Genomic DNA, 18611 nt, shown 5'->3' on the forward strand with positions numbered 1-18611 from the left:
AGGAGTCGCCGTTCCTAGATCTGCTCCAGGGGATGGGAGGAGATCCGCGACAGGTATTGCGCCTGTCGAGGGATATAAAAACATTTTGCACCTTGCTAGTTCGTGAAGATTTTAGTTAAAAATTCATCGAATTAAGGACTGATTCATTCACGAAATCCAGCGCAACGCAGGGTTCCAGAAACAACTGCTTTTTATAGGGTGGATCCGTGCGCAAGAACGCGGCGAACGCTCGTTTGTGATGCGGAGTGGATCCCGAAACCGTGCGCTGTTCGCCGGTCTGGCGCATGGATGCTCCAAAACCGCTGCGAAACCGTCTGCTTCGCTACGCGAGCAACGCCAGGAGCAGCGCGTAGACAGTTGCGCTGCGACGCTCCCCGGCCATTCCATCGCCACGCCGCGCGATTTCCAATAAAGGCGTTCAGGCGTGCCGCAACATCACGAGCGCGGCCCGGCCACCATTCCTGCGCCCGCGAATCGGGCCGCCTACGGCAACGCGCCCCCATCCCCGTTCACCACACCAAGCCCCGGCCACTGGCCGGCCCGGACTTCCCGTTCCCGATTCTCGACTCCCGATTCCCTGCCCCCAACTAATGCGCCTCGTCCCAGTTGTCGCCGACGCCGCTGTCCACCACCAGCGGCACCTTCAGCGCGGCGGCGCCGGCCATCAGCCGGGTCACTTCGGGCAGCAGCGTGTCGACGAAGTCGGCATCGGCCTCGAACACCAGTTCGTCGTGTACCTGCAGGATCATCAGCGCGCGCTCGCGGTGCGGCTCCAGCCAGGCATCCACGGTGACCATGGCGCGCTTGATGATGTCCGCCGCGGTGCCCTGCATCGGCGCGTTGATCGCCGCGCGCTCGGCGCCGGCGCGCAGTCCCTGCTGCTTGGCGTTGATGTCGTTCAGGTACAGGCGGCGGCCGAACAGGGTCTCCACGTAGCCTTGGGTGCGCGCCTGCTCGCGCATGCGCTCCATGAAATCGCGCACCGCCGGGTAGCGGCTGAAGTACAGCGCCACGTAGTCCTGCGCCTCGCCGCGGCCGATGCCCAGGTTGCGGGCCAGGCCGAACGCGCTCATGCCGTACATCAGGCCGAAGTTGATCGCCTTGGCGGCGCGGCGCTCGTTGTTGGTGACGTCCTCCAGCTTGCGCCCGAACACCTCGGCGGCGGTGGCGCGGTGCACGTCCACGCCGGCGCCGAAGGCGCGCAGCAGGCCCGGGTCCTCGGACAGGTGGGCCATGATCCGCAGTTCGATCTGCGAGTAGTCGCAGGCGATCAGCTTGCGCCCGGGCGGGGCGACGAAGGCGCGGCGGATGCGGCGGCCGTCGTCGGTGCGGATCGGGATGTTCTGCAGGTTCGGATCGGCCGAGGACAGCCGTCCGGTGGCGGCGCCGGCCTGGTGGTAGCTGGTGTGTACGCGGCCGGTGTCGGGGTTGATCATCTCCGGCAGCTTGTCGGTGTAGGTGCTGCGCAGCTTGGCTAGGCCGCGGTATTCCAGGATCACCCGCGGCAGTTCGTGCTGATCGGCGATCGCCTCCAGCGCCTCTTCGTTGGTGCTGGGCTGGCCCTTGGGGGTCTTCATCAGCGCCGGCAGTTTCAGTTCGTCGAACAGCACCGCCTGCAGCTGCTTGGGCGAATCCAGGTTGAAGGTGCGCCCGGCCAGCGCGGTGGCCTTCTGCTGCGCGGCGAGCATGCGCTGGCTCAGGTCCTGGCTCTGCCTGCGCAGTTCGGCCATGTCCACACTGACGCCATTCGCCTCGATCCGCGCCAGCACCGGCACCAGCGGCATCTCGATCTCGCGGTAGACCTTGGCCAGCGCCGGTTCGGCGTCCAGCTGCGCGGACAGCGCGCGGTGCAGGCGCAGGGTGATGTCGGCGTCCTCGGCGGCGTAGCCGGTGGCGTCGTCGATGGCCACCTGCGAGAACGCGATCTGCTTGGCGCCCTTGCCGGCCACGTCCTCGTACTTGACCGTGTCGTAGCCCAGGTAGCGCCGCGCCAGCGAGTCCATGTCGTGGCGGCTGGCGGTGGAGTTGAGCACGAAGCTCTCCAGCATGGTGTCGTCGGCGTAGCCGCGCACGTCCACGCCGTGGCGGCGCAGCACGTGCAGGTCGTACTTGCCGTGCTGGCCGACCTTGGGCTTGGCCGGGTCCTCCAGCAGCGGTTTCAGCGCTGCCAGCGCCAGCGTCCGGTCCAGCTGCACCGGCGCGCCGGGGTAGTCGTGGCCCAGCGGCAGGTAGTCGGCGCGGCCCGGTTCGATCGCGAAGCTGAGCCCGACCAGGTTGGCGCGCATCGCGTCCAGCGCGTCGGTCTCGGTATCGAAGGCGAAGCCGGCGGCCGCGCGCAGGCGCTGCAGCAGGTGTTCGAACTGCTCCGGGGTCATGATCGCGGCGTATTCGCCCTTGGCGGCCAGCGCCGGGTCCAGGGTGTCGTCGATCGGCGCGGCGGCGCGGGCGTAGCCGGCGGCGGTACCGCGCAGGCTGGGGGTCACCTCGGCGGCGCCGGCCGGGGCCGCCACGCCGCCGTCCAGGTCGCGCAGCGCCTGGGTGAAGCCGTAGCGCTGGTACAAGCCGCGCAGCAGGTCTGGGTCCTGCTCGCGCAGGGCCAGCGTGCGCGGGCCGCCGGGCAGGGCCACGTCGGTCTTGATGGTGACCAGTTCGCGGTTCAGCGGCAGCCGCGCCAGCGCCGCGCGCAGGTTTTCGCCGATCTTGCCCTTGATCGCGTCGGCATTGGCCATCACCCCGTCCAGCGAGCCGTATTCGGCCAGCCACTTGGCCGCGGTCTTGGGGCCGCACTTGTCCACGCCCGGCACGTTGTCGATGGCGTCGCCCATCAGCGCCAGCAGGTCGACGATCTGGCTCGGCCACACGCCGAACTTCTCCATCACCGCCGCGTCGGAGTCCATGCGGCTGCCGCTCATGGTGTTGACCAGCTGCACGCCGGGGCGCACCAGCTGGGCGAAGTCCTTGTCGCCGGTGGAGATGGTCACGTCCAGGCCGTCGCCGGCGCCCTGCAGGGCCAGGGTGCCGATCACGTCGTCGGCCTCGACCCCGCCCTCGCGCAGGATGGTGATGCCCAGCGCATGCACGATCTGGCACATCGGCTCGACCTGCGCGCGCAGCTCGTCGGGCATCGGCGGGCGGTTGGCCTTGTACTGCGCGTACAGGTCGTCGCGGAAGGTCTTGCCCGGCGCATCGACCACGAAGGCGACGTACTCGGGGCGCTCCTTCAGCGTGGCGCGCAGCATGTTGACCACGCCGAACAGCGCGCCGGTGGGCTCGCCGGCGGGGTTGGTCAGTGGGGGAAGCGCGTGGAACGCGCGATACAGGTAACTGGACCCGTCGATCAGGACTAATCGGCTCATCGGGCAATTCTACGCTGCACCTGGCTGGGGACCGGGGATCCGGAGCCCCTCTCCCGCCGGGAAGGGGTTGGGGTGAGGGTGCGGCGCGAAGCGACTCGCTGGGGTTGGGTGCGCGAGGCTGCGCCCGTACCCTCATCCGGCCCTGCGGGGCACCTTCCCCCGAAAAGGGGGCCATGGTCCCGGTGGGAGAAGGAACAGCCGCCAGCCCATCAAGAGAGGGGTTGGGTGAAGCGCTGCGCGCATCCAGCCGTTACGCGCCGAATGCGGCCTCTCGGCGCATAATCCGTGCGACGACTTCGCTGTGGAGAATGCTGCAATGAAAGCCCTGATGCTGGTTCCACTGTTGCTGCTGGCGGGCTGCGCCTCGACCGGGATCGGCCCCGACGGCCCGCCGGTGGACGTCCGCGGCGCGGACGTGACCCATCGCACGATGGACAACGGCGACAGCGTGGACGAATACCGGGTCTCCGGCCAGCTGCGCGCGGTCAAGGTGACTCCGGCCAACGCCCCGGCCTACTACCTCTACGACCAGAACGGCGACGGGCACATGGACGGCAGCAAGGACAATGTGTCGCCGGTGTATTGGAAGCTGTATAGCTGGTGACGCCGGATCGGGAATGCTCGATCCAGCGCCGGCCGCGCACCGCTGCCACAAACGGAAACCTGGCGCGCTTTCGGATGCTCCACGCGTCGCGACCGAGGTCGCTCCCACAGTGTGCCCAGCCAGCGCGCGGCTGGCCTTTGCGGGAGCGACTTCAATCACGACGCGCGGAGTCGGCAACCACAGCGATTTCGGCGCCATGTCGGGGCTGAAGCCCCTCCTGCAGTGCACCCGACACGCCGGCCGTTTCCCGTAGGGGCGGTTTCAACCGCGTCGAGCGAAGTCGTCCAGCCATCCGGCTTCGGCAGCAGTCGGGGCTGAAGTCCCTCACAGTGCACCGGCCGGCACGCCGCAAGCCCCTTGTGGGAGCGACTTCAGTCGCGACGCACGGCGCCTGAAACGCCCCCGACTTCGGCGGTGCCGGGCCGAAGCTGCCTGCACCGGGGGAACGCCGGCACCGCAGCCGGCGGCACGCGCCGGCTCAGGCGTCCTCGTCGCGGACGCCGGCCACGTGCTGCAGTTCGCTGACCCCGGCCGGGGCCAGTTCCTTGAGCAGGTCCAGGAAGTTGCGCCCGACCAGGCGCTGCGCGCGGCGCAGCAGCAGCGGCACCGGGCTGGAGGGTTCGTGGCTGGCGTAGTAGGCGCAGATCTCGTCGAGCCGGCGCATCACGTCGTCGGGACTGGCGATGCGGGCATTGCCGCCGGCTCCGGCGGGCGCGGCAGTGCCGCGCTGGCCGTCGGCCGGCGCCTCGCCCGCCGCGTCGCCCTCGGCTGCGCCGCCGTTGCGCGCGGTCCATTGCGGCAGCAGGAAGCGCTCCAGGTCGCGCAGGTCGCCGAGCAGCGGCTTGAGGTCCGGCGCGGCGCTGCCGATGCGTTCGGCGAACAGCGCGTCCACCTCGCGCGCCAGCTGCTGCGCACGCTGCACCGCGGCCACGGTCTCGCCCAGCGCTTCCAGCGGGCAGTCCAGGCAGCAGGCCTCGATCTCGGTCAGCGACGGCACGCTGTCGCCGGCATTGGCCGGCTTCACGCTGCCGTTGGCCACGCGCAGGTCGCGCAGGCTGAAGCGGCCCAGCCGCGGCGATTGCACGAAGGCCGTGCTGCGCAGCGCGCCGAGCAGGCCCAGCGGATCGCCCAGCGCGACCACCGCGTTGACCCGCGCGGTCGGGTCGTCGTCGTCCTCGGCGTCCAGCTGCGGGTGCACGCTGTCCCAGCGCTGCGCCAGCAGCGCGTGCACCAGGGCCAGGCCGTCGGCCCAGCCGGGCAGGCCGCGCAGGCGCAGCCAGGCCGCGCTCAGGTGGATCGCCACGCGCAGGTCGTGGCTGCGGCGGAACAGCGCCAGCGCCAGCGTCTGCACCTTGTCCCAGTCCGGCTCCTCGGCGGCGATCACGCTGTCGCCGACCGCGCGCTCGGCCTTGTTCGCCGCGGCGCGGTCCAGCGCCAGGAAGTCGGGGTCGTATTCCAGGTCCGGGCCGGACGCCGCGTCGTCGGCGATCGGCGCCAGCAGCGTCTCGAGGGTCTGTTCGGTGCTCATGCGCAATCACTCCGGGGCGGATGCGGCCGGCGTGGCGAGGGCGCACGCCGGCAGGGAAACGGGACGGCGGCGCGGTGCGCTCATTCCTGCGTGCATTGCGCATCCGGATCGTCGGCGTCGCAGGCCGGCTGCTGGTCGGCCGGCAGGCGCAGGCCCGGCTTGACCAGGCCGAACGCACGGTAGTTGGCGTTGGCCGCGCTCAGGTCCACGTAGGCGATGGTGCGGTTGCTGGAACTCTGCGCGCGGCTGGCGAACGCCGAGGTCGGTACGTTGATGCCCGACTCGCCAACCACGCCGAGCAGGCTGCCGTCGGCGGCGAGCGCGTAGAAGTACGCCGGCGGCAGGCCGATCGCCGCCACGGTCTGGTTGCGCACGCCCAGCACGTAGATCGGATTGGCGGCGGTGCCGATGCGGCCGCTGGCCGAGAAGGTGCCGGCGCCGTCGTACAGCCAGGTGGTGTCGGCCTGCAGCAGGTCGCCGAGCACCGCCAGGTACAGCGCCGAGGTGCCGGCATTGACGGTGTAGGCGCTGCCGTTGAGCGCGGACAGGGTCAGGCTCTGGCCATTGGTCAGGCTGAAGCCACCGGGCGAGGAAAAATCGCCCAGGGTGCCGATGCGGTTGTCGATCGCCGCACCGGCGGCGCCCAGCCGGGTGCTGCCGCCGACGCTGCCGCTCAGCGTGTCGGCGCTGATGCGGCCGCTACCGGTTTCGCTCAGGTCGCCGCCGGCCTGCAGCCAGACGCTCTGGCCGCTGAGCGCGCTGCCGATCGCCAGATCGCCGCCCGCATCCAGGCGCAGCGCACCGGCGACCGCGACCGGACCGGTCACGCTCAGGTCGCCCAGCGTGCGCAAGCTCAGCTGCGTCGCGTCGAAGGCGCCGAGCGCGGCGATGGCGTTGGCGCCGGTCAGGCTGGTGGCGCCGCCGGAACTGCCGCTCAGCGACGCGGCACTGAGCGTGCCGGCGGTCTGCGCGATCGCGCCGCCGCTGTGCAATTGCAGGCTGCCGCCGCTGCTCACGTCGTGGCCCAGGCCCAGGTCGCCACCGGCGCTCAAGCCGATGCTGCTGCCGCGCAACGCGCCGGCCGTGCGCAGCGCGCCGGCCGCGCTCAGCGCCAGGCTGCCGCTGGCCTGCGCCGCCACCGTCAAATCGTTGCGATCGGCGATGGCGATGTCGCCGCCGCTGGCCTGCACTGTGCCCTGGAAATCGTTGCCGGTATCGGTCAGCGCGATCGCGCCGCTGCCGGCATCCAGGGTCGTGGCGCCGGCGACGGTCAGCGCGCCGCGCTGGCCGATGCCGCCGCCGCTCGCCGCCGGCGTGGCGACGCTGGCGGTGACGATGCTGGAGGTGGTGCCGCCGCCAGCATCGCTGCGTGCGACCAGATCGCCGCCGATGCGGCCCTGGCCCAGCGACAAGGCGCCGCCGCTGGTCACGTTCAGCGCGGCGACCGCCACGCTGCCCAGCGCCAGTGCGTTGCGGTCGCGCAGGGTGACGGCGCCGCCGGCGAGGTTCACTTCGCCCTGGAAGTCGTTGCCGGCCGTGTCCAACGCGATCGCGCCGCCGCCGCTGTCGATCGTGGTGCTGCCGCCCACCTGCAGCGCGCCGCGCTGGCTCACCGCGCCGCCGCCGCTGGCGGCGACCAGGTCGCCGGCGATGCTGCCTTCGCCCAGGTTGAGCGCGCCGTGGCTGGCCACGTCCAGCGACCCCAGCGACAGCGTGCCCAGGGACAGCGCGTTGGCGTCGCGGATGCGCGCGGTGCCGCCGCTGAGCGCTAGCAGGCCCTGGAAGTCGTTGCCGGCGTTGTCGAGCGCGATGGCGCCGCTGCCGGTGGCGATCGCGGTATCGCCGGTCACGCGCAAGGCGCCGCCCTGGCTCAGGGCGCCGCTGCTGGTGAGCTGCAACGCGCTGGCATTCGAGGCGCCCAGGGTCAACGCGCCGAGCGCGTCGATGCGCACCGCGCCGCCGTCGAACGCCAGGATGCCGGCGAAGCGGTTGGCCTGGTCCAGCGTGATCGCGCCGCTGCCGGCCATCAGGCTGGTAGCGCCGCCGACATCGAGCGCACCGCTCTGACCGATCGCGGCGTTGCCGCTGTCGGCCTGCAGGGCGCCGCGCACGCTGCCGCTGCCCAGGCTCAGCGCGCCGCCGCTGCTCACCGCCAGGCTGTCGACCGACAGCGTGCCCAGGGTCAGCGCGCCGCTGTCGTGCAGCTGCACCGCGCCGCCGGCGATGTCCACGGTGCCGGCGAAATGGTTGCCGCTGCCGGTCAGGGCGATGCCGCCGCTGCCGGTGGACAGGGTGCTGCTGCCGCCGACGGTCAGCGCACCGCCCGACTGCACGATGGCCGCGTTGTCCGTGCTCAGCAGCAGAGTGCCGGTCGCGGCGACGTCGTCGGCCAGGCTCAGGCCGCTGCCACCGCTGAGGGTCAGGTTGTGGCCGCTCAGCGCGCCGCCCAGATGCAGGGTGCCGTGGCGGGCGATCAGGCTTAGATCGCCGCTGCCGGTGTCGATCGCGCCGCCCGGCAGGTCGAGCGAACCGTCGGCGAGCAGCGACAGCGCGGCGTTGTTGCCGTTGTGGACGGCGGCGATGCTCAGGTCGTTGCGGTCGGCGAGTTGGATGCCGCTGCCGCTGAGATCGACCGCGCCGACGAAGTCGTTGCCGGCGTTGGCGAGCACGATCGATCCGCTGCCGGCGTCGAGCGTGCTGGTGCCGGCGACCGTGAGCGGGCTGCTGGCGGATTGGGTGATGGCGCCGCCGTTGCTGATCGCGGTCAGCGCGCCGTTGATCGTGCCGCTGCCCAGATTCAGCGCACCGCTGCTGGTCGCGGTGAGGTTGCCGGTGGTCAGCGTGCCCAGGGTCAGGGCGTTGCTGTCGGTGATCGCGGTGCTGCCGCCGGTCAAGCTGACCGCCTGGCCGAAGTCGTTGCCGGCAGTGGCCAGCGTGATCGATCCGCTACCGGCGTCGAGGTTGCTGCTGCCGGTGACGACCAGTGCGTTGGTGGTGGACTGGGTGATCGCGCCACCGTTGCTGGTCGCGGTCAATGCGCCATTGACCGTGCCGCTGCCCAGGTTCAGCGCGCCGTTGCTGGTCGCGACGAGGTTGCCGGTGGTCAAACTGCCGAGCGTCAGCGCGTTGCTGTCGGTGATCGCGACGCTGCCGCCGGTCAAGCTGACCGCCTGGCCGAAGTCGTTGCCGCTGGTGGTCAGCGTGATCGATCCGGCGCCGGCGTTGAGGGTGCCGGCACCGGTGACGACCAGTGCATTGGTGGTGGACTGGGTGATCGCACCGCCATTGCTGGTCGCGGCGAGGGTGCCGGTCACCGTGCCGCTGCCCAGGTTCAAGGCACCGGCGCTGGTCGCGGTGAGGTTGCCGGTGGTCAGCGTGCCGAGCGTCAGCGCATTGCTGTCGCCGATCTGGGTGGTGCCGCCGGTGAGGCTGACCGCCTGGCCGAAATCGTTGCCGCTGGTGGTCAGGGTGATGGCGCCGCTGCCGGCATTGACGTTGCTGGTGCCGGTGACGCCGAGTGCGTTGGTGGTGGACTGGGTGATCGCGCCGCCGTTGCTGATCGCAGTCAGCGCGCCGTTGACCGTGCCGCTGCCCAGGTCCAGTGCGCCGCTGCTGATCGCGGTGAGGTTGCCGGTGGCCAGCGTGCCGAGCGTCAGCGCGTTGCTGTCGGTGATCTGGGTGAGGCCACCGGTGAGGCTGATCGCCTGGCCGAAGTCGTTGCCGTTGGTGGTCAGGGTGATCGATCCGGCGCCGGCGTTGAGATTGCTGGTGCCCGTGACGCCGAGTGCGTTGGTGGTGGATTGGGTGATCGCATTGCCGTTGCTGGTCGCGGCCAGGGTGCCGGTCACGCTGCCGCTGCCCAGATTCAAGGCGCCGCTGCTGGTGACGGTGAGATCGCCGGTCGCCAGCGTGCCCAGGGTCAGCGCATTGCTGTCGGTGATCTGGGTGGTGCCGCCGGTGAGGCTGATCGTCTGGCCGAAGTCGTTGCCGCTGGTGGTCAGGGTGATCGCGCCGCTACCGGCATTGAGATTGCTGGTGCCGGTGACCGTCAATGGGTTGCTGGTGGATTGAACGATCGCGCCGCCATTGCTGGTCGCGGCCAAGGTGCCCGTCACCGTACCGCTACCCAGATTCAAAGCGCCGTTGCTGGTCGCAGCGAGGTTGCCGGTGCTCAACGTGCCCAGGGTCAGTGCACCGCTGTCGGTGATCGCCGTGGCGCCGCCGGTCAGGCTGACCGCCTGCCCGAAGTGGTTGCCCGCGCCGGTCAACGTGATCGCGCCGCTGCCCGCATTGACGCTGCTGGTGGCGGAGGCGGTGATTGCGCCGGCGCTCTGGGCGATCGCGCTGTCGACGGTGGTCAGCGCCAGCGTGCCGGTGGCGGTGACGTCGTGCGCCAGGGTGATGCCGTCGTCGCCGCTCAGGCTGACGTTGCTGCCGGACAGCGCTGCGGCCGTGACCAGCGCGTTGCCGCTGTGCAGGCTCAGGTTGGCACTGCCGGTGGCGATCGCGCTGCTCGGCAACGTCAGCGTGCCGGCCGCAGACAGGGACAGCGCGCTGTTGTTGCCCAGGGTCAGCGCGGACACGGTGAGGTCGTTGCCGTCGGCCAGGCGGATGCCGCTGCCGGTCAGCGACACGGCGCCGACGAAGTCGTTGGCGACGTCGTCCAGCGTGATCGCGCCGCTACCGGCATTGAGGGTGCTGGTGCCGGTGACGGTCAGCGGATTGCTCGCGGACTGGGTGATCGCGCCGCCGTTGCTGGTCGCAGCCAAGGTGCCGGTCACCGTGCCGTGGCCCAGGTTCAGCGCGCCAGTGCTGGTCGCGGTGAGATTGCCGGTGGTCAGGGCGCCGAGGGTCAATGCGCCGCCGTCGGTGATCGCCGTGGTGCCGCCGGTCAGCGTCACCGCCGCCTGAAAATCGTTGCCGGCGTTACCCAGCGCGATCGCGCCGGTGCCGGCGTCGATCTCGGCCAGGCCGGTGACGGTCAGCGCATTGCTTTGACCGATCGCCCCGCCGTTGCTGGTCGCATCCAGCGTGCCGGTCACGCTGCCGCCGCCCAGGTTCAAGGCGCCGCTGCTGGTCGCGGTGAGGTTGCCGGTGGCCAGCGTGCCCAGGGTCAGCGCATTGCTGTCGGTGATCTGGGTGATGCCGCCGGTCAGGCTGACCGCCTGACCGAAATCGTTGCCGCTGGTGGTCAGGGTGATGGCGCCGGTGCCGGCATTGAGGGTGCTGGTGCCGGTGACGGTGAGCGGGTTGCTGGTGGACTGGGTGATCGCACCGCCGTTGCTGGTCGCCGACAACGCGCCGGTCACCGTGCCGCGGCCCAGGTTGAGCGCGCCGGTGCCGGTCGCGGTCAGGTTGCCGGTCGCCAGCGTGCCGAGGGTGAGCGCGCCGCTGTCGGTGATCGCGGTGGTGCCGCCGGTCAGGCTGACCGCCTGGCCGAAGTGGTTGCCGGCGCCACTTAAGGCGATCGTGCCGCTGCCGGCGTTGACGCTGCTGGTGCCGGTCACCGTCACTGCGCCAGCGCTCTGCACGATCGCGCTGTTGACGGCGCTCAGCGCCAGCGTGCCGGTCGCGGTGACGTCGTGCGCCAGGGCGATGCCGGCGTCGCCGCTCAGGCTCACGTTGCTGCCTGACAGCGCCGCGGCGGTGGCCAGGACGTTGCCGCTGTGCAGGCTCAGGTTGGCGCTGCCGGTGGCGATCGCGCTGCCCGGCAAGGTCAGCGTACCGGCCGCGGACAGCGACAGCGCGCTGTCGCTGCCCAGGGTCAACGCGGCGATGGTCAGGTTGTTGGCGTCGGTTAGGGCGATACCGCTGCCGGTCAGCGACACCGCGCCGCCGAAATCGTTAGCGGCGCGCTGCAGAGTGATCGAGCCGGTACCGGCGTTGAGATTGCTGGTGCCGGTGACGGTCAGCGCATTGCTCGCGGACTGTGTGATTGCGCCGCCGTTGCTGGTCGCGGCCAGCGTGCCGCTCACCGTGCCGCTGCCGAGATTGAGTGCGCCGCTGCTGGTCGCCGTGAGATTGCCGGTGGCCAGCGTGCCCAGGGTCAGCGCGCCGCTGTCGACGATCGTGGTGGTGCCGCTGCTCAGGCCGACCGCCTGCCCGAAGTCGTTGCCGGCGTTGTCCAGCGTCAGCGCATGGCTGCCCAGCGAGAAGCTGCTGCTGCCGCCCACCGTCAACGCACCGGACTGCGTCAGGTCGATGGCATTGGACAGGCTCAGGTTGCCGCTCACGTCCAGCGTGCCGAGTGCGGCAATGCGGTTGCTGCCGCTGAAGCTGGCGTTGCCGCCGATGCTGCCGCTCAGGGTGCCGGCGGTGTAGGTGCCGCTCTGCTGCACGCTGCGCTCGGTGCTGATGCTGATCGCGCCGCTGCCCACGTCGATGCTGCCGCTGCCGCCGATGCCGGTCTGGCCGGCGCCGTTGGCGACCAGCGACACGCTGCCGTCGCTGCCGCTGCTGAGGGCGGCGGCGGTGATGGTGCCGCTGTTGTTGATCAACTGGTCGAACAGGCCCTGCGCGGCGCGCGCCTGCAGGGTGATGATGCCGCCGGGCGCACTGAGGCTGCCGCTGTTGTCCACCGCCAGCGTGTCCAGTTGCAGTTGCAGCGCCTTGTCGACGACGACGCCGAAGCCGCCGCTTTCGAAGGTCAGGGTGACCTTGTCGGCGCCGACCAGGTTGATGTTGCCGGCGCTGGCGGTGATGGTGCCGCTGTTGACCACCTTGCCGCCGATCAGGTCGACCGCGCCGGCGGCGGCGTTGATGGTGCCGCTGTTGGACATCAGCGCGACCGTGTTGCCGCCGGCGTCGAGCGTGTCGTTGCCGCTCATGAAGTCGGAGGCGGTGGTGCCCAGGGTGCTGGCCACCAGCCCGCCGACGTTGAACTGCGCGGTGCTGCCGAAGATGATCCCGTTGGGGTTGATCAGGAACACCTGGCCGTTGGAGTTGAGATTCCCGAAGATCTGCGTGGGATTGCCGCCCTGCACCAGGTTCAGCACCGCGGCGCTGGTGGACGGCTGGTTGAACGTCACCGTCGCCGCCGAGCCGATGTCGAAGGTGGACCAGTTCAACGCCATCCGGCTGGAGGTCTGGTCGATGGTCAGGGTCGCGCCGCTGGCCGCATTGATGGTGCCGGTGCCGCCGGCGATGCTGCCGCCGGTCGGCAGCTGGGTGCTCGCCACCTGCGCCGCCGCAATGCCCGGCGCCGCGCCGAGCGCGACCGCCAGGGCCAGCGCGAGCGGCGAATGGCGCAACGCGCAGCGGCGTACGGCATGGGGGGCGATCGAAGTCTGGGCGATGGCGGACATGAGCGGATTCCTCAAAAGGTGAAACCGAAACGCGAATAGAAACGGACGTCGCGTCCGTCGGACGCATCGCGCCCGCCGGTCGGCTTGGCGGCGCTGAGCCGCAGCTCGAAGCTCTTCCATTGCGGCACGCGCACGGTGACGCCGGCACCGACGCCGTCGAACGTGGTCACCGCCGCGGTGGTCGCGCGGTTGCCGCCGGCCGGATAGACCTGCGCGTGGTCGGCGAACACGTCCAGCTCCAGCACCTCGCGCCACGGCCGGCCGTTGAACGGCGAGGCGGCGTCGGCGAAGCCGGGCGCATCGACGTGGTACTCCAGCGCGGCGTAGTAGCCGCGGTCGCCGAGCGCGTCGGACACCGGGTAGGCGCGCACGCTGTCCGGCCCGCCGACCGCGAACTGCTCCATCGGGGTCAGTGCGTCGTCGCTGTACTGGCCGTTGAGCTTGAGGTACAGGCGCTGGGTGCGGCTGAGGTACTGCATGCGCGTATAGCTCAGCCGCGCGATGCTGAAGTGGCTGTCGTGTTCCGGGCTGACCAGGTCCGGCGTCGCCGAGCGGTCCTTCAGCGACTGGCGCAGGCTAAGCTGCAGCAGGTCGATGCCGCGCCAGCGCAGGTCGGTGCGGCGCAGCGCGCTGCTCAGTTCGACCACGTCGAACTTCTGGTCGGACAGCTGGATGCCGGCGGCGCTGAGCCGCGACTGCTCGCGCAGGTAGCGTGCCGAGGCCTGCCATTGCAGGTTCTCGCGATTGACGAACTTCCAGTCGCTGCCGAGGTAGACCACCGAGGTCGGACCCTGCAGGCCGAGCGTGGCGAACACGCCGTTGCGCACTTCCAGTTCGCTGCGGCTGGCGCCGATCACCGCGCCGAACCCGGGCACCGCCGGCACCGGCAGCGCATAGGACAGCGCGCCGATCCGGCTCTGCCGCGGATCCAGCGAATAGGCGTAGTTGGCGGAAAGCACATCGCCCAGGCCGAGCGGGCTGTTCCAGGCCAGGCCGAGCTGGGCGCGGTAGCGGCCGGTCAACTCGGTGCCGTAGTTGTTGCCGCCCAGGCTGATCGCATACGGGCGCGGCGCTTCGCTGGCGACCAGCAGCACGTCGGTCTCGCCTTCGTGCTGGCCCGGCTGCAGCACCGAGGACACCGACACGCCGGGCAGGTCGCGCACGTACAGCAACGCACTGTCCACGTCCTGCTTGCGCAGTGCCCGCCCCTGCAATGCCTGCAGCGGCGCGGCCAGGGTGCTGGCGCGGTAGCGCGACGCACCCTTGACCTCGACCTGGCCGACGCGGCCTTCGAGCACGCGGATCTCGACGATCTGTTCCGGCCCCGGGGTCTGCGCCGGCAGGTAGGCGGTGCTGACGATGAAGCCGGACAGACGGTAGGCGCGGGTGATGGCGTCGGCCACCGCCTGCAGTTGTTCGAAACGCAGCGCCACCACCGGCTGGCCCTGCGCCAGTGCCTGGAATTGCGCATCGGCCAGCGCCTGCACGCTGGCCGGGGTGATGCCGGCCTTGGCGTGTTCGCCGACGTCGCGCACGCGGAAGCCGCGGACCTGCAAGGTCACCGCGTTGTCCTCGCGATCCTTCAGCGGCGGCAGCGTGGCGCTGGCGCCGCTGGCCGCCATGCCGGTATCGGCGGCGGCAGGCGGCAACTGCGCCCACGCCGGAACGGCAGCGAGCCACGCGGACACGGCCGCGGCCAGACACGTCATACGCATGCGATTTCCCCTGGAACGATTCCCTGTCGTGCGCCGGCCTCGCCCCACTGCGTCCCGGGCCTTGCGGCATCGACGAGGCGATGCGCGCGCGGATCGGGAGCGGCCGCCGCTTGCGCCTGCCCTGCGAATGCGGGCACGGCACCAGCGAAGAATAGCAGCAGAAATGCGAGCAGCGTCACGAAAATAAACACGACGAGCCAGCGCCGGCGGCGGCGTGCCGGCGCGTCGGCGAACAGCGCCCGCAGCGGCTCGTGCGCGGCGCGCGTGGCGTCCGGCGCGGCGACGACGACGGTCGGCCGCAGCGCATTGCGATGGGTCACCCCCTGCCCGGCGCCGCGCACGGAGGCCAGCACGTTGCGCCGGCGCGCGCGGTATTCGTCGCGGCCGATGCGGCCGTGCTGGTAGGCCTCGGCCAGGGCCTGCAAGTGCGCGTTGGCCAGTTGCTGGGCCTCGTTCATGGCAGCTCCCGCAGCACGCGCAGGCCCACGTCCGGCTGCGCCGAGCCGTTGTCGGCGCGCCGCGCCTGCACCGTGCAATCGGCCCAATAGCTGGCGAAACTGCCGCCGCGCGCCTGCACTCCGGCGCCGCTGGACACCCATTCCCAGACGTTGCCGGTGACATTGACCAGCCCCCACGGATTGGGTTCGCGGCCGCGCGGCGGCAACGGTGCGCGGCTGGCGTCGCCGGCGCTGGCGGTGGGCGGCACGCAATTGCTGTCCTCGGCTTGGCGCCAATCGCTGCCGGCCTGCGCGGCGTGCTGCCATTCGGCATCGGTGGGCAGGCGATAGCGCCAGCCGCCGCTGGCGATGGTCAGCCAGCGCAGGTAGGCACGGGCCTGGGTCAGGCTGATGTTGCGCACCGGCGCACGCGCCAGTTCCAGGTCCCCGGCCGGTTGCGCGGTGCACTTGCCGGTGGCCTGGCAGAACAGGTTGAAATCGGCCACCGCCACTTCCGCGCGCGACAGCGCGTAGGGCTTGCCGCCGGCCAGGCCGGGCACCACCACCAGCATCGGCCCGCGCTGCGCGCCGAGCGCATCGAAGCAGGCCCTGCCGCGTCCGGGTGCGGCGGCGGCGGCGGCGCAAGGATCGGGGCCGGTGGGCACCGGCGGCAACGGGTCCTCGTCGCTCGCCGCGCCGGCGGCGGGCGCGCGTGCGCTGGCCGCAGGCGCGGTCGCCGGCTTGGCGGCGGGCTTGCCGGTCGCCGGCTTGCGCGTGGCGTCCTTGGCGACGGGCTCGGTCGCCGCGGCCGCCGTCGGCACCACTGCATCGGAACTCGGCGCATCGCTGCCGGCCTGGCGCTGCAGGCGCGCGCCGAGCGTGCCTTCGGGCAGCTGCCCGCGCGCCTTCAGGTCGGCTTCCAACTGCGCCATCGCCTGCGCATCGCGGCGGTACAGCGCCTCCAGGCGCTGGCCCAGGCGCTGCCGTTCGGCAGCGGGCAGGGACGGCGTCGCAGCGTCCATCACCGCCGCGACGACGTCGTAGCGGGCCTGCGCGGCACGCAGTTCGGCGCGGTCGCCGAGTGCGGCGACGCCCTGGCCGAGCACGTCGGCGGCCTGGCGATAACGGCCCTGGCGGAACGCGCCGGCGGCGTTGCCGAGATAGACCCCGGCGAGCAGCTGCGGCGCTTCCTTCTGCAGGAACGGATGTTGCGGCTGCAGCGCGCCGATGCGCGCCAGCGCCTGGCGCGCCTTGTCCAGATCGTTGGCGGCCGCGGCGCGGCGCATCGATTCGATCCGCGAGGTCACTTCGGCCTCGGCGCTCTCGCGCGCCAGCATGGTCTGCAACTGTTGCTGCAGGGTCTGCAGGCGCGCGCGCTGGGCCAGCAGCTGCGGCGCCTGCGGCGCCTGGGTCAGGCCGAAATCGACCAGGGCCTGCGCGCCCGGCAACTGCAGCGGATCGCTCTGCGGCGCGACCGCCGCAGCGATCGCCGCCGCCAGCGCCGCGTCCTGCGCATCCCGCTCGGCCGCCGGCAGCACCGCCAACGCCGCTTCCACGTTGTCCTGCCAGTCCGGGTCGGCGGAAGGCTCGGCCAGCAGCCCAGCCAGCGCCTTGCGCGCCTGCGCCGGATCGTGCAACGCCGCTGCCGCCGGCTGGCTGGCATGGTGCTGCGCCAGTTCCAGCTGCGCGCCGCGCAACTGCAGGCGCAGCGAATCGGGCAGCGCCGCACGCGCCTGTTGCAGGCGGGTGCGCGCCTGCGCCCACTGCTGCGTGTCGGCCGACTGCTGGATCGCCGCGTCCAGGCGCAACTCCAGTTCCGGGTGGCGCAGCAGGGCGCTGTTCGGATCGATGCGCCGCACCTGGTCCAGCGTGGCCAGTGCGTTGTCGGCGCGGTCGCGGAAGATGGCGCCGGCGGCGATCTGCGCGTTGAGCGCGGTATCCAGCGCGTTGAGGCGTTCGTTCTTCTCGCGCTCCATGCTCTCGCGGCGCGCGTCCAGCGCCGGCGAATACAGCCGCAGCCGGTCGCGCAACGCGAACACCTGCAGCGCGCCGCGATAGTCGTAGCGCCCGCTGGCCGGGTTCCACAGCGCATCCAGCCGGCGCAGCAGGAAATCCTGGATCAGGTCGCCGCGGTCCACCAGCAGGCGCCGGCGGTCGTCGTCGTCGAGGCTGGCCAGCGCCTGCATCGCCTGGGTCTCGTCGACGTAGCGCTGCGGATCGGCCGCGCCGAAGCGCGCGGTGACCTGCTCCAGATGGCGCTGGTGCAGATAGCGCGAGGCGCCCCAGCCGCCGGCCCCGACCAGCACCAGCGCCGCGGTGCCGTAGCCGAGCAGCGGCAGCGCGCGCTCGCGCAGCGGCACCTCGCGCAGGCCGTCCAGCAGCGCCTCCACCTTGCTCAGGCGCTGCGCGGCGGGAAACGCCACTGCCGCGCACAGGGTCTGGTACTGGCGTCTGGTCAGGCCCGGCACCGGCGGCGGCACGCGCTTGTCGCGCAAGGCCACTTCGGCGCTGAGCTTGTCGAACGGATGCTTGCCGGTGAGCAGTTCGAAGCACACGCAGCCCAGCGCGTAGATGTCGTCGGCCGGCGTGGGTTCCTGGCCGCGGATCATCTCCAGGCTGGCGTAGGCGGGGGTCAGCGCGCCGAGCGTGGCCGCGTCGAACACGGTCTGCTCGCCGGCCACGTCGGCGGCGTGCTTGCCGGCGCGGGCGATGCCGAAGTCGAACACCTTGGCCACGCCGTCGCGGGTGACCATCACGTTGCCCGGCTTGAAATCCGAATGCACCACGCCGGCGGCATGCGCCCGCGCCAGGGCCCGGGCCATGCCTTCGATCAGCGGCCGCGCGCGCGCCAGCGGCATGCCGTTGTAGGCCTGTTCGCGGATCAGCGTCTTCAGGTCGCAGCCGTCGATGTACTCCATGGTCATGAAGACCAGGGTGCGGTCCTTGTCGAAGTCGTAGACGCGCACGATGTTGTCGTGGGCCAGCTTCTGCGAGCGCCGCGCCTCGCGCTGCAGCGCGATCAACGAATCGGGATGGCGGCGGAACTCGTCGCTGAGCACCTTAACCGCCAGCCACGGGTCGCGGTCGCGCGCCTCGACCTTGCGTTCGTCGCGCGCCAGGTAGACCACGCCCATGCCGCCGCGGCCGAGTTCGCGCTCCAGGTAGAAGCGGCCCTTCAGCAGCGTGCCGACCGTGGCGTAGTCGCCGCCGGCGGCATCGGCCAGGCGCTGCCAGCTGGCCAGGCTGGCGGTGCCCGCGGTGCCGGTCGCCCCGCCGGTGCCGGTGGCGCCGGTGCTGTCGGCGCCGGCCTGCGGCAGCGGCATCGCCGGTTGCACGCGGGTGGCATCGTCCTCGACGGCCGATGGCAGCGGCGCGGCACGGCGCGGCATCACCACGGTGGCGTCGTCGTCGATCGGCGCGGCCACGGGCGCGCTGCCGCCGTCCGCGCGCAAGGCGTCGAGGCGGGTCACCAGCGTGGTCACGGTGGCGTCGTCGAGCAGGTGCTGCTGGCGCAGCTGCCACAGCGTTTCCACCCCGGCCCGGTAATCGGCTTCGGGCACGGCGCTGCGTTTGGCCAATGCGTCGAGCACGGCCTTCAGGTCCAGCTCGCCGGTGCGCATCGCGGCGACCAGCTCGACGACGGTAGCGGTATCTTCATGCACGTCCT

7 protein-coding genes are annotated in these 18611 nt (G+C 71.4%); 1 reads left to right on the forward strand and 6 read right to left on the reverse strand.

Going from position 1 to position 18611, the window contains the following annotated elements:
• Positions 1-587 precede the first annotated feature (587 nt).
• A complete protein-coding gene (gene polA, locus AB8810_RS22945) occupies positions 588-3356 on the reverse strand; it encodes a DNA polymerase I (protein ID WP_369915007.1) in 2769 nt (922 codons plus the stop codon).
• Positions 3357-3672: 316 nt separating this feature from the next.
• Here polA and AB8810_RS22950 point away from each other — a divergent pair, with 316 nt between their 5' ends.
• Entirely contained in the window at positions 3673-3960 is a 288-nt protein-coding gene (locus tag AB8810_RS22950) for a DUF2782 domain-containing protein (protein WP_145703958.1), read from the forward strand.
• Between the two features lie 478 nt (positions 3961-4438).
• Here the strand turns inward: AB8810_RS22950 and tssA are convergent, their stop codons facing one another.
• The 5 genes from tssA to AB8810_RS22975 all read right to left on the reverse strand — a co-directional run bounded on the left by tssA (position 4439) and on the right by AB8810_RS22975 (position 18606).
• Entirely contained in the window at positions 4439-5488 is a 1050-nt protein-coding gene (tssA, locus tag AB8810_RS22955) for a type VI secretion system protein TssA (RefSeq protein ID WP_369915008.1), read from the reverse strand.
• A gap of 80 nt (positions 5489-5568) precedes the next feature.
• Positions 5569-12792 (reverse strand): filamentous hemagglutinin N-terminal domain-containing protein, encoded by a 7224-nt coding sequence (locus AB8810_RS22960; RefSeq protein ID WP_369915009.1) that lies wholly within the window; start codon positions 12790-12792, stop codon positions 5569-5571.
• Between the two features lie 11 nt (positions 12793-12803).
• On the reverse strand, positions 12804-14501 hold the full coding sequence (locus AB8810_RS22965; RefSeq protein ID WP_179570539.1) for a ShlB/FhaC/HecB family hemolysin secretion/activation protein: 1698 nt from the start codon (positions 14499-14501) through the stop codon (positions 12804-12806).
• Positions 14498-14965, reverse strand: a complete 468-nt coding sequence (locus AB8810_RS22970; protein WP_179569881.1) for a hypothetical protein — start codon at positions 14963-14965, stop codon at positions 14498-14500. The genes AB8810_RS22965 and AB8810_RS22970 overlap by 4 nt, the downstream gene beginning before the upstream one ends.
• A complete protein-coding gene (locus tag AB8810_RS22975) occupies positions 14962-18606 on the reverse strand; it encodes a protein kinase (protein WP_369915011.1) in 3645 nt (1214 codons plus the stop codon). The genes AB8810_RS22970 and AB8810_RS22975 overlap by 4 nt, the downstream gene beginning before the upstream one ends.
• Between the last annotated feature and the right edge of the window lie 5 nt (positions 18607-18611).

The organism is Xanthomonas sp. NCPPB 3005 (assembly GCF_041228095.2).
Classification (GTDB): Bacteria; Pseudomonadota; Gammaproteobacteria; order Xanthomonadales; family Xanthomonadaceae; genus Xanthomonas_A; species Xanthomonas_A bonasiae.

Bases quoted from the DNA above. Each gene is read 5' to 3' on its own strand.
- AB8810_RS22970 (WP_179569881.1), bottom strand. From the start codon at position 14,965: ATGAACGAGGCCCAGCAACTGGCCAACGCGCACTTGCAGGCCCTGGCC.
- AB8810_RS22950 (WP_145703958.1), top strand. From the start codon at position 3,673: ATGAAAGCCCTGATGCTGGTTCCACTGTTGCTGCTGGCGGGCTGCGCC.
- polA (WP_369915007.1), bottom strand. From the start codon at position 3,356: ATGAGCCGATTAGTCCTGATCGACGGGTCCAGTTACCTGTATCGCGCG.
- tssA (WP_369915008.1), bottom strand. From the start codon at position 5,488: ATGAGCACCGAACAGACCCTCGAGACGCTGCTGGCGCCGATCGCCGAC.
- AB8810_RS22960 (WP_369915009.1), bottom strand. From the start codon at position 12,792: ATGTCCGCCATCGCCCAGACTTCGATCGCCCCCCATGCCGTACGCCGC.
- AB8810_RS22965 (WP_179570539.1), bottom strand. From the start codon at position 14,501: ATGACGTGTCTGGCCGCGGCCGTGTCCGCGTGGCTCGCTGCCGTTCCG.